The 14,361-nt window shown below is 62.2% G+C and carries 17 protein-coding genes; 10 read left to right on the top strand and 7 right to left on the bottom strand.

What is annotated here, in order from left to right:
- Positions 1-271: 271 nt before the first annotated feature.
- From VXM69_RS02270 to VXM69_RS02260, 3 genes are all read left to right on the top strand, one after another.
- Positions 272-1,174: a TauD/TfdA family dioxygenase gene (locus VXM69_RS02270; RefSeq protein ID WP_226227098.1), complete on the top strand. Its 903-nt coding sequence runs from the start codon at positions 272-274 to the stop codon at positions 1,172-1,174.
- Between the two features lie 218 nt (positions 1,175-1,392).
- Positions 1,393-2,328: an isocitrate/isopropylmalate family dehydrogenase gene (locus VXM69_RS02265; RefSeq protein ID WP_049033750.1), complete on the top strand. Its 936-nt coding sequence runs from the start codon at positions 1,393-1,395 to the stop codon at positions 2,326-2,328.
- 53 nt (positions 2,329-2,381) lie between these two features.
- Entirely contained in the window at positions 2,382-3,728 is a 1,347-nt protein-coding gene (locus tag VXM69_RS02260) for an MFS transporter (RefSeq protein WP_367188912.1), read from the top strand.
- A 250-nt stretch (positions 3,729-3,978) separates the two neighbouring features.
- Here VXM69_RS02260 and VXM69_RS02255 read toward each other — a convergent pair whose 3' ends face one another.
- Positions 3,979-5,418 carry an alpha/beta fold hydrolase gene (locus VXM69_RS02255; protein WP_367188911.1) on the bottom strand — a complete coding sequence of 480 codons (1,440 nt, stop codon included), beginning with the start codon at positions 5,416-5,418 and terminating at the stop codon, positions 3,979-3,981.
- A 169-nt stretch (positions 5,419-5,587) separates the two neighbouring features.
- Here VXM69_RS02255 and VXM69_RS02250 point away from each other — a divergent pair, with 169 nt between their 5' ends.
- A complete protein-coding gene (locus tag VXM69_RS02250) occupies positions 5,588-6,166 on the top strand; it encodes a TetR/AcrR family transcriptional regulator (RefSeq protein ID WP_034189735.1) in 579 nt (192 codons plus the stop codon).
- A 138-nt stretch (positions 6,167-6,304) separates the two neighbouring features.
- On the opposite strand, the gene VXM69_RS02245 is transcribed toward VXM69_RS02250, so the two are convergent.
- The 4 genes from VXM69_RS02245 to VXM69_RS02230 form a co-directional block, all read right to left on the bottom strand.
- Complete coding sequence (locus VXM69_RS02245; protein WP_124609194.1) at positions 6,305-7,099, bottom strand: hypothetical protein; 795 nt, start codon at positions 7,097-7,099, stop codon at positions 6,305-6,307.
- Positions 7,100-7,102: 3 nt separating this feature from the next.
- Complete coding sequence (locus tag VXM69_RS02240; RefSeq protein WP_367188910.1) at positions 7,103-7,339, bottom strand: hypothetical protein; 237 nt, start codon at positions 7,337-7,339, stop codon at positions 7,103-7,105.
- A 117-nt stretch (positions 7,340-7,456) separates the two neighbouring features.
- Complete coding sequence (locus VXM69_RS02235) at positions 7,457-8,014, bottom strand: carboxymuconolactone decarboxylase family protein (RefSeq protein WP_069705952.1); 558 nt, start codon at positions 8,012-8,014, stop codon at positions 7,457-7,459.
- A 157-nt stretch (positions 8,015-8,171) separates the two neighbouring features.
- On the bottom strand, positions 8,172-9,083 hold the full coding sequence (locus VXM69_RS02230) for a LysR substrate-binding domain-containing protein (RefSeq protein WP_124670728.1): 912 nt from the start codon (positions 9,081-9,083) through the stop codon (positions 8,172-8,174).
- A gap of 576 nt (positions 9,084-9,659) precedes the next feature.
- Between VXM69_RS02230 and VXM69_RS02225 the strand changes: the two genes are divergently transcribed.
- From VXM69_RS02225 to VXM69_RS02200, 6 genes are all read left to right on the top strand, one after another.
- On the top strand, positions 9,660-9,929 hold the full coding sequence (locus VXM69_RS02225; RefSeq protein ID WP_367188909.1) for a hypothetical protein: 270 nt from the start codon (positions 9,660-9,662) through the stop codon (positions 9,927-9,929).
- 14 nt (positions 9,930-9,943) lie between these two features.
- Positions 9,944-10,387 carry an RHS repeat-associated core domain-containing protein gene (locus tag VXM69_RS02220; RefSeq protein ID WP_226252435.1) on the top strand — a complete coding sequence of 148 codons (444 nt, stop codon included), beginning with the start codon at positions 9,944-9,946 and terminating at the stop codon, positions 10,385-10,387.
- A gap of 30 nt (positions 10,388-10,417) precedes the next feature.
- Positions 10,418-10,717 (top strand): polymorphic toxin type 37 domain-containing protein, encoded by a 300-nt coding sequence (locus tag VXM69_RS02215; RefSeq protein ID WP_226252436.1) that lies wholly within the window; start codon positions 10,418-10,420, stop codon positions 10,715-10,717.
- A 17-nt stretch (positions 10,718-10,734) separates the two neighbouring features.
- Positions 10,735-11,049 (top strand): hypothetical protein, encoded by a 315-nt coding sequence (locus VXM69_RS02210; protein WP_367188907.1) that lies wholly within the window; start codon positions 10,735-10,737, stop codon positions 11,047-11,049.
- Positions 11,050-11,386: 337 nt separating this feature from the next.
- Entirely contained in the window at positions 11,387-12,004 is a 618-nt protein-coding gene (locus VXM69_RS02205; RefSeq protein WP_049029386.1) for a LysE family translocator, read from the top strand.
- A gap of 108 nt (positions 12,005-12,112) precedes the next feature.
- Positions 12,113-12,361 carry a hypothetical protein gene (locus VXM69_RS02200; RefSeq protein WP_034189741.1) on the top strand — a complete coding sequence of 83 codons (249 nt, stop codon included), beginning with the start codon at positions 12,113-12,115 and terminating at the stop codon, positions 12,359-12,361.
- Positions 12,362-12,419: 58 nt separating this feature from the next.
- On the opposite strand, the gene VXM69_RS02195 is transcribed toward VXM69_RS02200, so the two are convergent.
- Complete coding sequence (locus VXM69_RS02195) at positions 12,420-13,778, bottom strand: MFS transporter (RefSeq protein ID WP_367188906.1); 1,359 nt, start codon at positions 13,776-13,778, stop codon at positions 12,420-12,422.
- 195 nt (positions 13,779-13,973) lie between these two features.
- Positions 13,974-14,360, bottom strand: coding sequence for a 4-carboxymuconolactone decarboxylase (gene pcaC / locus VXM69_RS02190; RefSeq protein WP_034189743.1), 387 nt, complete (start codon positions 14,358-14,360; stop codon positions 13,974-13,976).
- Position 14,361: the final 1 nt, after the last annotated feature.

Here is a 14,361-nt window from a genome sequence, read left to right as displayed (position 1 = left end):
GCAAGGAACCGGCTCGCCTGCGACCAGAAATTCTCGAATACGGAAACAAAGAATTCGGTGCCCGTCATGAACCCTCATGCCGGGCGCGATGTAGTGTTCCCGCCCGGCCGGGCTGGAAATTCGCGTTGAAGTTTCTTACCTTATCGAGGATATTATGAAGTCGACGTTTGAATTTTCCGACCAAGAAAAAAGCGACCTATCGACCGCGCTACGAAAAATCGATAAAAGCCCCTACCAGGATTACTCGGGGTTTCATCGCGGTATCGGCGCCTTGGTCGAGAACGGCAGCATTCCGGTCTTCTTTCTGAACGTCTGCGAAACCATCCGCAACGAACGAACCGGCCAGAAGCGCTACGCGCATCTGCTGCGCAATGTCCCGCTCGACGACACGATTCCGGTCTTCGATCAGAATGATCCGGTCCAGGACAAGTACGCGAAGAAGAAGTCCTACGTGGGCGAGGCGCTGCTCGAGTTGTTCGCCCAACTGACGCGGACCCCGCTGCTCGCGTACCAGACCCGCAACAACGGCGACTTCTTCCACGACGTCTACGCCCACAAGAAATATAGCCAGACCCAGACGCAGAAAACGGACGGCGAACTGTTCTTCCACAACGACCGCACGGCTCACCCGGTGCGGGCCGACTACCTCAGCCTGCTCGGCATGCGTTGCAACGACGCCAATCGCATCTACACGGGCTTCCTCGACGGCCGCGCGCTGCTCGATCACATCAGCGAGGCGCATCAGGCCTTGTTGCGCGAACCGCACTTCATCACGCCGTACGACGAATACTCCCGTGATTCGAACCTGAATCAGACGGTGTCGGACCGGCACGTGATCCTCGAGAACGCGCACAGCTTCCGTTATTACGACACGCGTACCACCTACGCCCCGGGCGCGCCGCTCGGCGCAATCGACGCACTGCTGTCGCTGAAAAACGCGATCGTGAAAGCCAACAAGGAACGCGTGCAGATCCGCACCGGCGACTTGTTCTCGTTCGCGAATCAGGATGCGCTCCACAACCGCGAACTGATCGAGGTCAACGATCACGAAGACGCGCTCAAGCGCTGGCTTCTGAAGACCTACAGCTTCCGCGACGACGCGAGCATGCACCGCTTCGACCACTACTTCGCGGAACAGCCCGGCCTCGTCCGGGAATCGGCCGCCCTCGCCTGATTTTCCAATCGACTGCCGTCGCGGTCGCACCCTGCCTTGCATCGCCAAGGCCGGAGTGGTTCGTCACGCGCGTACCGCGCGCGTGACGCAGCACGCCCTCGCCTATCCGGCGATCGGCGTCCCTGCCGCTCCTTCGTCCCACGCCAGTCCCCTCGGTCTTTCGTCATGCGTGACGCAGCAATCGTCACGCATGCCGCCAACGGCACAGGTCTCTCATCATGCATATCCTGATCATTCCCGGCGCGAATCGCGCCGCCCCGCTCGTCCGTCACGTGATCGCGCTGCTCGACGATCTCAAGTCGCGCAACGGCGCGCTCGACTACACGTGCGTCGACGCGGGCACGCCCGATGACGGCGCGTATTCGGCCTGTTTCGAATCGGACATCGTGCTTGCCACACCCGGCGCGAGACATGCGACGGCCGTCGCCGCATTCGCCAAGGTAGCCGGGCTGCATACCGAACTTCATGCGATCTCCATCCCGGCCGAGCTGAAGCGGTTTTCTCCCGTGTCCACGCGGCATGCACGCGCAACGGATTGCCTGATTCTGGGCGATGCGTCGCGCGGCACGAAGAACACGCATACGAGCGGCGTCGTCGCGGGCGAACGCGAGCTCGTGGGCTGGTATACGCAGCGCTATACGGAGAGCGACATCCGTCGCCTCGCGCACCGGGCCTTCAGGCTGGCCGGCGCTCGCTCACGACGCCTGACCTCGGTCGACCGGTCGGATCGCCTGGACGTGATGGGGATGTGGCGCGACATCGTGTCCGAGACCGCGTTGCAGTACCCGGACGTTCAGCTCGAGCATCTGCTGGTCGAGCAGGCGATCGAGCGGTTCATCGTCGAGCCGGACGGGTTCGATACGGTCCTCGCAGGCGGCGACCTCGCGCCGCTGCTGGCCGCGCACGCGAGCGCACTGACCGGCTTTCCCGGTCTGCTCACCCGTGCCCGCGTGGGGGACGGCCCGGCCGTGCTGTACGAGATCGGCCTGCCGGTGCACATGGACCTGCCGGCCGGCCTCGAGGTCGACCTCGAGGCGCGCGCGGCTGCAAACGCGGTGTCGCTGCTGCTTCGCCACCCGCCGCAAGACGCGATGCCGGACCGTCCGGCGTACCCGCCGCAGATCCTCGACGCGATTCCGTCGCTACGCCACTGAATGCACGCGGCAACCGGTCACTTCCGGCCCGCTTCCTGCACGGAGAATTCGACATGTCCCCCGCCTTTTCATCATCGCCGACGCATCGGCCGGCCGCGCTCGAGCGCGCGTATCGAACCGCGACGCTACGCATCATCCCGATCCTGTTCGTCTGCTACATGTGCAACTATCTCGATCGCATCAACGTCGGCTTTGCCAAGCTGCAGATGCTCGATCAACTCCGAATGAGCAACACGGCGTTCGGGATCGGAGCCGGCGTATTCTTCGTCGGATATGTGTGTGCAGGCGTGCCGAGCAGCCTGGTATTGCGCCGCGTGTCGCCGCGCCGCTGGATGTGCATCCTGATGCTTTCATGGGGCACGCTGTCGGCCGCCCTGCTGTCGGTGAAGACACCCGCATCGTTCTATGCGCTGCGATTTCTGACCGGCGTGGCGGAAGCCGGCTTCTTTCCGAGCATCGTGCTGTATCTCGAGCAATGGTTCTCGACCAAGCATCGCGGCCGGGTATTGTCGCTGTTTCTGGTTTCGATTCCGGTGTCAGGCGCGGTCGGCGGACCGTTGTCCGGCTGGATGCTCGATTATTTCGCCGGCGGTCGCGCCGGCCTGTCCGCGTGGCAGTGGCTTTATCTGCTGCAGGGCGCGCCGACCGTCCTGTTCGGCATCCTGCTGCTGTTCGTGCTGCGTGATCGCGTCGAACAGGTGTCCTGGCTGACTGATGCCGAAAAGCAGATGGTCCGCGAGGATCTCGACAGAGACGCGCGCACGCGTGCCCTGCCCGCACACCCGACAGGCTCGACGAGCCATGTGCTGTTCGACCGAACAGTCCTGTCGCTCGGCTTCGTGTACTTCTGCATCCAGATGGGCGCCTACGCGATGAACTTCTGGCTGCCGACGATCATTCACGCGCTCGGCGTCACGAAGCCGGGCCAGATCGGCCTCGCAAGCGCGGTGCCCTATCTTGCGGCGAGTATCTCGATGGTCGTCGTCGGCCGTTCCGCCGACTTCCGCCAAGAGCGCCGTCTGCATCTGGGGGTGCCGTTGTTGATCGGCTTTCTGGGACTCTTGCTCACGGGCGGCGCGGGCGGCGACATGATCCTGTCGATCGTCGGCCTGACGCTGGCGACCGCAGGCACGCTGACCGGCATCGCGATGTTCTGGCCATTCACGTCGTCGCTGCCCAATCGCCCACCCGCGGCCGGAGTCGCACTGATCAATTCGCTCGGGCAGATCGCCGGCTTCGTCAGCCCGTATTTCATCGGTTGGGTCCACGATACGATCCATTCGACGACACCGGCACTCTATACGCTATCGAGCCTGATGGCGGCAGGTGCGCTGTTGATCGTGCTTCGACCGGGTCCCTCGCACGTCGTTCCCGGTGCGTCGACGCTGGAGACCGAATAGGCACGCGCGACCGGCGGGCCGACGTGAAAAAGTCGGGCCGGCGGCGGCGATCGGTCAACCGACAGCGGGCCGCATCTGGCCCGCCGTCGATAGCGAGATGCGCCAGCAACGCGATCTCGTCGAGACGATCCGGCGTGTGTCCGGGATCATCGCGGCCGCGTCGCGCGCGGTCGAGCTGACTACCCGACATGCTCTCGATCCTCGAGGCTGCTTGCCGGGCGGCCATTTACGGCCGCCCCGCCGCAGCAGGTCAGGCAGCGGGGTCCGGCAGGAAACCCGCATCGATCTCGATCTTCGACAGGTGCGCGACCGTGTTGACGAGCGTCTTGCCGGCCACGGCCATCGCAATCGCCACCGCCGCGCGGCGGTCGAAGCCCGCCGCCTTCAGCGCGTTCACGTCGCTATCCGATACCTGCGTGCGCTTCGATGCGATGGCTGTCGCGAACTGGCGCACCGCTTCGAGCTTCGGATCGGCAAGCGCGCTGCCGGTACGCAATGCGTCGACCACGTCCGCGGCGACACCGAGCTTGCCGGCCAGCGTCGCGTGGACGGCCACGCCGTAGTCCGCGGCATTCACGCGGCTCGCGGCCGCCATTGCGACCTGCTGCGCCACCGCATCGAGGGACGTCGCACCGAGAGCATGGAGCCACTGCAGGTAAGCCGACAGCACAGGCGGTTCGACCGCAAGCGCGTGGCCGAGATTCGGCACGAAACCGAATACGCCGCGCATCGCGTCGAACAGCGGCTGGGCCTCCGCCGACGCAGACACGTCGTCCAGTCCGCCAAACAGCGCCTGACCTTGTGCGACGTCCAGCGTGCGCGCGAAGAATGCGCGAATGATGCCGGCCACTTCGTCCAGATGCGACTCGAGCGGGAAATGACCGCCATCGACGAAATGCACCTCGGCATCGGGGATATCGCGCTTGAACGCCTCGGCTCCCGCCGGCAGGAAAAACGGATCGTTCTTGCCCCACACCGCCAGCGTCGGCGGACGATGCGTGCGGAAGTATTCGTGGAAGCGCGGATAGGCCGCGACGTTCGCCTTGTAGTCGGCGAACAGGTCGAGCTGGATCTCGTCGTTACCCGCGCGGTCGAGGAAGTGCTGGTCGAGCGTGTAGCTCTCCGGCGCAATGTGCGACGTATCCGCCTCGCCATGCCGGTACTGGAACTGCGTGGTACCGGCCGTCAGGAAACCGCGCAGTTGCTCACGGTTCGCATCGGACGGGTTCTGCCAGTATGCACGCATCGGATTCCAGCCGTCGCTCAGGCCTTCCTCGTACGCGTTGCCATTCTGCGAGACGAGTGCGGACACGCGATCCGGGCGCGACGCAGCCAGACGGAAGCCCACCGGCGCGCCGTAATCGAAAACGTACAGCGCGTAGCGCGTCAGGCCGAGCGTGTCGGTAAAGCGCTCGATCACTTCCGCGAGATGGTCGAAGGTGTAGCCGAACGCCTTCGCTTCCGGGGCGTCGGAGAAACCGAAACCGGGCAGGTCCGGCGCGATCACCCGGTACTTGTCGGCGAGACGCTCGATCAGCCCGCGATACTGATGGCTCGAAGTCGGGAAACCGTGCAGCAGCAGCACCGCGGGCGCGTCCTTCTGGCCGGCTTCCCGGTAGAACAGATTGAGGGCCGAGCCGGTACGACGATCGGCGACGGAGGCGGTTTGATAGGTCACGCGTGTGGACATCGAAAATCTCCTGGATCACGGAATGAGGCGTCGGCCCGAGTTTTCTGTACCGAACGATCGGTACAGTACATCCGGGAATGATGGGCGTCAAGGTTGATTTAACGAGCAAGGCAACTTACCCTTCCGCCTGTACCGAACGATCAGTACTTTTTGGGAAGCGAAAAGATCTATGGCCACCGCTCAGGCATCGAAAGACGAAATCATTGACCGGCTGTTCACGGTGTTCCGGGATCGCGGCTTCGACGGGGCGTCGATCGCCGATCTGTCGCGCGCAACCGGTCTCGGCAAGTCGAGCCTCTATCACCACTTCCCCGAGGGAAAGGAGCAGATGGCCGAGGCCGTGTTGGAGCGCGCGACAGCGGTAATCGACAGCGAAATCCTGAACGCGGCGCACTCGTCCGGCACGCTGAAAGCCCGCATTCGCAAAATCGTGGCCACGCTGGACCAGATGTACGTCGGTGGGCGCGCCCCCTGCGTGCTCGGTCAACTCGCCACGGCCAACATCGGCTCGGTTGCGAAACAGGGTTTGTTGCTGGCGTTTTCGCACTGGATCGACGCCATCGAAGCCCTGGCGCGTGAAAGTGGCATGTCGCCGGCGCGGGCGCGGCATTTCGCGGAGGACTGGGTTGCTCGCCTGCAAGGAGCGCTCATCCTGCAGGCGGCAAACGGCGATCTCGGGCCGTACAAGCGGGCCATGGCCGCGTTGCTCGAACTTTCGAAGGAAGGCAGGGAACACGCTCCGGAGTAGGTCTCGTCGCCAGCTTCCGATGGCGTCTGGTGATTCCGGGGCGACATAGGGCATCGGCGGGCGAATCGCACGCATTGAACGGCCTTTTTCCATGCGCGGCATGTGACGCTCCGGCTAACCTTTCAGATATTTCCAGAATCAAACCGGACGACTCGCCCATGCCGCGTCGAGATAATCGTGTCCCGGTACATAAGGCCTCAGCAGAAAGGGATGACGCCGTGTCAGCCCGTCCGCGAAGAAGTACCAGTCGCCAATCGAGCGTTGATCCGCTTCGTACGTCTTGTCGCGGGGAACGCGTCGCTGGATCCGGGGCCACAGGTCGGCGTGCAAATCGCGCCATCGCGACGGTCTGCCGTTGTCGATCGCCGGGATGAACGTCTTGATGCTGTAGCAGTCGTCTCGCACTTCGCCAACAAATACGCCTTCTTCGCACGCGAGCCCCAACTGCAACCATTTGTCCCGGTAGATCCACGGCTGCAACCAATAGATATTTGCCATGGCGGTATAGAGGCGCGTGCGGATCTCGTCCTCGCCGGTTCGGCCCGTCCGCTGAATGATCCGTTGCATTGCATGCTGGCTAACCTCGATCCGGTACATGAGACCGTCTTCCGGCCGCACAGCCGACGAACAGACGAAGAAGAAGAAATCCAGCCCGCCAGTGGCGCCACGTTGCTCGAACAATCCGCAGTACATGGTCATTTCGCCGAGGCGTATCAGCGGAAACGTGATCAGGTGCTTGTCGAGTTCCGGCTTCAGCACACGTTCCATGTAGCGGAATGCCTTCCTGCCGCTCATCCCGGGCCGCCACTGCTTTGATACCCGCTTTATCGCGCCATCAAATACCCTGGAAAACGCGAACTGAGACGTCGCATCTGAAATGACTCTTGCTCGTCCGTTCGCTATACGCGGATCAACGAAGCGCGGATGGTCCATGATTCATCGGGTCTCTGCTACATGCAGTCGATCTGCCAGATCGGCCACAACGGGGAAGTCGATGTGGGTTTTAGCCACTTCGTCGAGGTCGTGGGTGAAGACATTCACGGCGGCGAGTGCAACGATTTCGACGCTCGGTGCGTCGTCGTAGCCCGCATGCCTCACTGCAGCGATGTCGGCATCGCCGAGATGACCAAGCTGCTTCGCTACCAGGCGCGACCATCCAGCGGATTGCATCAATAGAAGCGTTCCGACCAACCACGCGCGCATAGGGAATTGCGCGTGGCCAGAACGGAGCAGCCAGCCATCGAGGCCAGGCAGCCGGACGCTTCATAGGACGCCCGGACCACCCGGACTTCAGGCGGCCTGACGGGCCCGCGTCCGAAGCGGCGGGAACGTCGCGTCAATGTCGGTCTTGAACGTGTTGTTGAAGAGGTTGGTGATGAAGCTGAACGCGGTCTCGGCGACGATGTCGACGATCTGCTCGTCGGTGTAACCCGCGGCACGTACGGCTTCGACATCCGCGTCTTCGATGTGACCGCGCGACATGGCGATCTTGTAGGCGAACTGCAGCGCGGCGTCGGCCTTCGGATCGGTCGAATGGCCGTCGCGATTGAGCTCCATGTCTTCCGGCGTCAGCCCCTGCAGCTTGGCGCCGAGGTAGGTGTGGGCCGACAGGCAGTAGTTGCAGCCGTTCACTTCGGCGGTCATCACGTGGATGCGCTCCCGGGTCTTGTGACCGAGGCTCTTGCCGAGCGCGCCGTGCATGTCGGCGATCGCCTTCAGTGCGTCGGGAGATTGCGAGATCAGGGCGAAGAAGTTCGGGATCACACCGAGAACTTTCTCGTAGTTCGCGAGGATCGGTTGCGCTTTGGCGGGAGCGGCTTCTTTCGAGGGGATTGCAAGGCGGGCCATGAGATTTCTCCGTTAATCCGAGCCACCGTGGCTTCGGTAGGAGAGATAGTAGTGACTTCCACCCAAAACAATAATTGGCTATTTTCGAGAACCGACATTCCATCCAGTGAAAGTATTGAGGAATTGGAAAGAGCGCACTCCTTGGAGCGAACGCTCGTCAGGCCTTACCCAGCTCCGACATCGCCGAGCGCAACCGGTCGGTTGCGAAGTCGAGGAAGACTCTCATCTTGAGCGGCAACAGCCCGCGCTCTCCGTGGACGAGACTGACAGGAATCGACTCGACATCGAACTTCGGAAGGACGTGGACAAGCTCCCCGGTGCGGAGCGCGGCATCGCAGTGGTAGCGGTACACCCTCGTCAAACCGGTGTGACGGAGCGCCGCCTGTACCGCTGCCTCGGCGGTGGTCACGGACAGGCGCGGAGTGATGTTGACGTTGAAATCACGTTGGGTCGACGGATCCCGAAACCACCATGTTGCGGTGGAAGGGCCGGCGAAGACAACGCACGGAAGCTTTTCCAGGTCGCTCGGGTGTTTTGGTTTGCCGTGCGCAGCCAGCAGGGCCGGCGAAGCGCACACGAGTGTATCCATGGCGCCGACACGCGTTGCAATCATGTTGCTGTCCGGCAGGGTGCCGATGCGCACTGCCATGTCAACGTGGTCATCGTAGAGATGAAGGTTCCGATCCGAGAGAACCAACCGGACGTTGATCTCGGGATAGGCAGCCAGGAAGTCCGTGACGATGGGCAAGATGTACACATGGCCGAACAGCACCGGCGCGGTGAGCACCAGCTCTCCCCGTGGAGTGGTGTACTCGCCAGCCGCGGCGCGTTCGGTTTCCTCGATGTCTTCCATGATGCGTCTGGCAGACGCGACGTATGCTTGGCCGGCATCGGTCAAGGTCAACTTGCGCGTTGAACGATGCAGCAATTTCGTGCCGAGATACGCTTCGAGTTCCGTGACCTTCCGGCTCACGGTCGGCAGCGGCATATTCAAGGCTTTCGCGGCCGCAGTGAGGCTACCTTTTTCGATCGTGAGCAGCACGATCGACATTGCTTCCAGTCTGTCCACTTAATCTTCCACCCAATGAAAGATGATCTATGGATATGAAACTATCATTTTTCTGGGTGAAATATCGGAGAAGGCTCTGTCCACACTGGCCGGGGCCTGACGAAGCCGCGTAGTCGGAGTAGATGCTGGCCATAAAAACGACATCGGGGGATGCACCGGAATCTCCTGGTTTTACAAACACGTGTGGGCTCTCAGAAAAGGTGTCTTTGGCCCCGAAATTCTCAGAAAAGTCGTCTTTGGGAATGTCACGGTCCTGCCTAGGCATCCCGATGGAACTTGGCGGCCAGCGGCGCCATGAACGGGCGTTTCGGCGGCCTGCACCGCCGACACTGCTCGTGCCATATGGGTTCAACCTTGCTAGATTGCACGCGACATGTGAACAGTCCAGCGGTCGCGACCAACATCAGCCGATGTGGCTTCAGGGTCGTCACAGCTGCCAGTGCGACTTTAAGTTGGCCGGTCCACAGGCTAAATTCGATAACCACCACCGCAGGTGGCTCACGTACCTTTATGTACGGAGCGAGTGGACAAGTAACGCAGGATTTCCGAGACTCCAGCGCCACATATGTGCTCAATGTGAACGCCGCCGGCCGTAATGCCGGCGCATCCCTGAACGGCACGGCCGTAGGTGCGTACCTCTACAACGCTTTCGGGCAGCGTGTGCAGAAGGTTGCCGGCGCAGACACAATCCAATTCGTTTATAACAGCGAGGGACATCTTCTGCTGGAGGCAAATACTGCGGGTGTTCCATTGCGAGAGTACATCTGGCTCGACGATACGCCAGTGGCAATGGTCGATTCGACTAAGGCAACTCCCGCTGTTTACTACATCATACCGATCAGTTGAGCACTCCCCGTCAGATGACCGATGCCTCAGCGAACGTTGTGTGGGATAACCTGTCTGATCCCTTCGGCAACCCTGTCGCGGTACAAGGTACGACATGGGCGAACGTCAACTGGAGAGGATCCAATTGGGCGTCGACTCAGACTTCGCTGAGCAGCATCCCATTTCCGGGACAGTATTTCGATTCGGAAACCGAACTAGCTCAAAATTGGTATCGGGACTACGATCTGTCTATTGGGCGCTACTTGCAATCGGACCCCATCGGACTAGCCGGTGGCATTAACACGTACGCGTATGTGGGCGGACAACCAACTCGGTACATTGACTCGACGGGGCTACAGGTGACTATACCGATGCCCGTGCCTCCCGCTTCTGGCGGCCCAGTTGGCTATCCGCGGCGACAAAATGGTGGTGTTGATCCGTTCCCTGGGGCATCAAACTCGCCATCGTCAAGGCCTTAAGTAAACATTCCGCCAACCGTCTGTATCATTATGCCGTGGGCCTGTGCGGCAGTCAGCGTTGCGGCGGGCGATCCACCAAAGGACGCATCCGATCCAAATGGCGCAAAGGCACCGGGAAAACCGGGCGAAGCAGAAGGATTTTGTGAACCCAAGAAAGGTCCAAGGTGGGGCAAGTCATCTAATGGTCGGGGCTCGGGTTGGGTTGATGCGGACGGTAATATATGGGTTCCCACCGGTTGGGGCTCTGGCGCTCACGGCGGGCCGCACTGGGATGTACAAGCACCGGATGGTAGCTATGAGAACGTCTACCCTGGCGGAAAGCGCCGATAGTTAGACGGAGAGACCAAATGAAAATAGATTTTGAGTTATCAAAATTTTATTCGCCCGGCGATGAGGCACGCTTCTTTTCCGGGCTCAGGGATATAAGGCCCGTGAAGGATGTGACTGGCGTTGGAAGAGGAATTCAAGTCTGTCTTGACGCTCGCCTACTGAGCAGAGATTCACTATGGGATTTGATTTCTTTGCTTTGGCGATATCAAATACCTCTTCGTCCGTTAGCTGTCTTGTCTAAGAGTAAAAAGTTTTTATGGATAAAAGGAAAGCAGTTCTATTGGCACGAAAGCATGTTTGAGAAAGAGGGGGTGGACCCGGGCATTAAGTGACGTGAAACGGCGATTGAGCGTCGTCAATGCGGCGACATCGATCTGACACCATCGACTAAACATTGCGTCGTAGGCCGTCATTGCAAAATATTCCCCAATCATTTTCTGCCTATCCACACGGGTTACATTCCCAACGCATGAAAGGTAGCCAATTATTCAAAGACAACTTATTGAGACTGCGGACATCTTTTCTGAGAGCCAACAAACACGCACCACACCGAGCCCCCAAGCAGCCCCCCGTACCGGCATCCATCCACATAACTGTACCGGTACTGTACAGAAAACCGTCGCTAAACTGACCTCCATCCCAGTCCAGAACAGAAATGGAGAATCCGCGATGGAATTCCTCACCCTCAGCGCGTTGCCCGCCGGCATGCTGTTCGCGCTCGTCACGTCGATCACGCCCGGCCCGAACAACACGATGCTGCTCGCATCCGGCGTCAACTTCGGTTTCCGCCGCACGATGCCGCACCTGTTCGGCATCAGCATGGGCGTCGCGATCCTGATGCTCAGCGTCGGCTTCGGCCTCGGCGAGGCGTTCAAGCGCCTGCCGCTGCTGTATACGATCCTCGAGGCCGCCAGCGTCGCGTACCTGCTGTACCTCGCGTGGCGCATCGGCACGTCGGGCGAGGTGAAGGCGCACGGCGCCAAGCCGCGGCCGATGACGTTCGTCGAAGCCGCCGCGTTCCAGTGGGTCAACCCGAAAGCCTGGATGATGGTGCTGACCGCCGCGACGACGGTCCGCCTGTCCGCCGACTACGGGATGAATGCCGCATGGATGTCCGTCGTGTTCATCCTGATCGGCTTCCCGTGCATCTGCCTGTGGGCCGCGTTCGGCCTCGGCCTGCGCCGCTTCCTGTCGAATCCCCGCGCGCTGCGCATCTTCAACGTGACGATGGCCGTGCTGCTGATCCTGTCTCTGTATCCGCTCGTCGCGCACCTGCTGCCGCAGTAAGCGCTCACGGCGCGCCCGTTGAGATTCGCGCAAGGCAGGCGTACCCTTTTGGTACGGGCGCGCGCAACCGCTTCGCCGGTTGCGCCGCAGCTGTCGGGAGACAAGCCGATGAAGCCACTGCTGAGGGCGGGCGAACACATCGAGGGCGTGCACTGGATCGCCGAGTATCACCCGCTCACGCACGATATCCGCGTGCTGCGCGAGAACATCGAAGTCGGCACTTACTGCGCGCCGCCGACACTGTTCGGCGACGAGGAAGAGATGGGCGCCGCGAACCACGACGATCATCGCGGCCGGGAGGCCGCACTGCGCGCGTATCTGCGCAATTTCGTCAAGGAACACGACGCGGAAGAATAGCGGCCCGAGCGGGGCCGCTGGAAGCGGGGCCGGCGCAACGCACCGGCCCTTGCGTCGCTCAATGCCCGAGCGACTCGATCTTGCCGGCCGGCTGCGCGACGCCATGCGGCCGCGCCGTCTGCTTGATCAGCAACGCGACGCACGCGAGCACGCCCGCAACGGCGATCGTCGCGAACACGCCCGCGAACGAGAAGTGCCGGCGCGTCAGTTCGGCGACGAGGAACGATCCCGCGATCCCGCCGAAGCGGCCGACGCCGAGCATCCACGCGACGCCCGTGCCGCGCCCTTCGGTCGGATAGAACGCGGCGGCCAGCGCCGGCATCGACGATTGCGCGGTGTTCATCAGCACGCCGGCCACGAACACGATCAGCACGAGCAGCCCAACGTTGCCGGCCGCCTGCCCGATCGCGTACACGCTCACCGCCGTCAGCGCGTAACACACGGCGATCACGCGGTTCGCGTTGAAGCGGTCCATCAGCACGCCGCACAGCACCGCGCCCACGCCGCCGAGCGGGAACAGTGCCGAGATCAGCGTCGCGCTCTTCGGCGTCAGCCCCGCATCCTTCAGCAGGATCGGCATCCAGTTGATCGACGCGTAGAAGATCACGAGGCCCATGAAGTACGCGAGCCACAGCATCACCGAGCCGACGATGTACGAGCGCGACAGCACGACGCCGAGGCCCTTGCTGCCGGTTTGCGGCGCGGCTTCGGTCATCGCGAACGAGCCGGCGTTCAGCGCGTCGCGCGAGATGCGCGCGAGCGTGGCGCGGATCCTGTCGATGGACTGACCGCTCGCGACCATGAAGCGCACCGATTCCGGCATCTTCAGCAGCAACAGCACGCCGAGCAGCAGCGGCGTCACGCCGCCGAGCACCAGCACGCTGCGCCAGCCGAAATGCGGAATCATCCACGCGGCCAGGAAGCCGCCGAACGCGGCGCCAAGCGGGAAGCCGCAGAACATCAGGTTGATCACGGTGGCGCGGCGCTTGTCCGGGCAGAACTCGCCCATCATCGTGACCGCGTTCGGCATCGCCGCGCCGAGCCCGACGCCGGTGATGAAACGCAGGATCGTCAGATGCCCGATCGTGTTCGAGAAGGCGGACATCAGGCACGCGACGCCGAACAGGAACACCGAGCCGAGCAGCAGCGAGCGGCGCCCGAGCCGGTCGGACAGCGGGCCCGACACGAGCGCGCCGCACGCGAGGCCGAACAACGCGGCACTCAGCACCGGGGCGAGATCGGGTTTGGTCAGGTTCCATTCGCCGAGCAGCAACGGTGCGATGAAACCGATCGCGGCCGTATCGAAGCCGTCGAGCAGCACGATCACGAAACACATGAGGAACACGAGCCATTGAAAGCCGCCGAACGGCTGCTCGTTGATGAAGGTCTGGACATCGACCACGGGTGCGCGATTCATCGCGAGTCTCCTGGATATAGGTACGAGCAAGACGGCATGAAGCCGTGCCCTTTCTTTGTTCGCGCACCGGCCATCCGGTGCGCCGCGTGCCGATGCTCTGCCGGCACGTTCATCGATCCCGTCGCGCGACCCGCTAATGGCAAGCCACGCGACGGCGGCCGGCCGCCCTCAGCCGGCCGCGCCTGACCGGCCGTCTTACGCGGCCGCGTCCTGTTCCTTGAAGATCTTGTCCGCGAGATGGAACGCGGAATTCGCGGCCGGCACGCCGCAATAGATCGCGGTCTGCAGCAGCACTTCCTTGATCTGGTCGCGCGTCACGCCGTTGTTGCGCGCGGCGCGCAGGTGCAGCGCCAGTTCCTCGCCGCGGTTCAGCGCGACCATCATCGCGATGGTCAGCAGGCTGCGCGTATGGCGCGGCAGGCCGTCGCGCGTCCAGATCTCGCCCCATGCATAGCGCGTGATCAGGTTCTGGAATTCGTCGGTCACCTCGGTGCGGTTCTCGAGCGAGCGGTCGACGTGCGCGTCGCCGAGCACCGCGCGGCGCACCTTCATCCCTGCTTCGTAACGTTCCTGGTCGTCCATC

The sequence above is a fragment of the Burkholderia sp. Ed8 genome (assembly GCF_040761425.1).
Lineage (GTDB): Bacteria > Pseudomonadota > Gammaproteobacteria > Burkholderiales > Burkholderiaceae > Burkholderia > Burkholderia seminalis.
The sequence above is the reverse complement of the archived record's forward strand: the minus strand, read 5'-3'. Positions and strand labels throughout refer to the sequence as shown.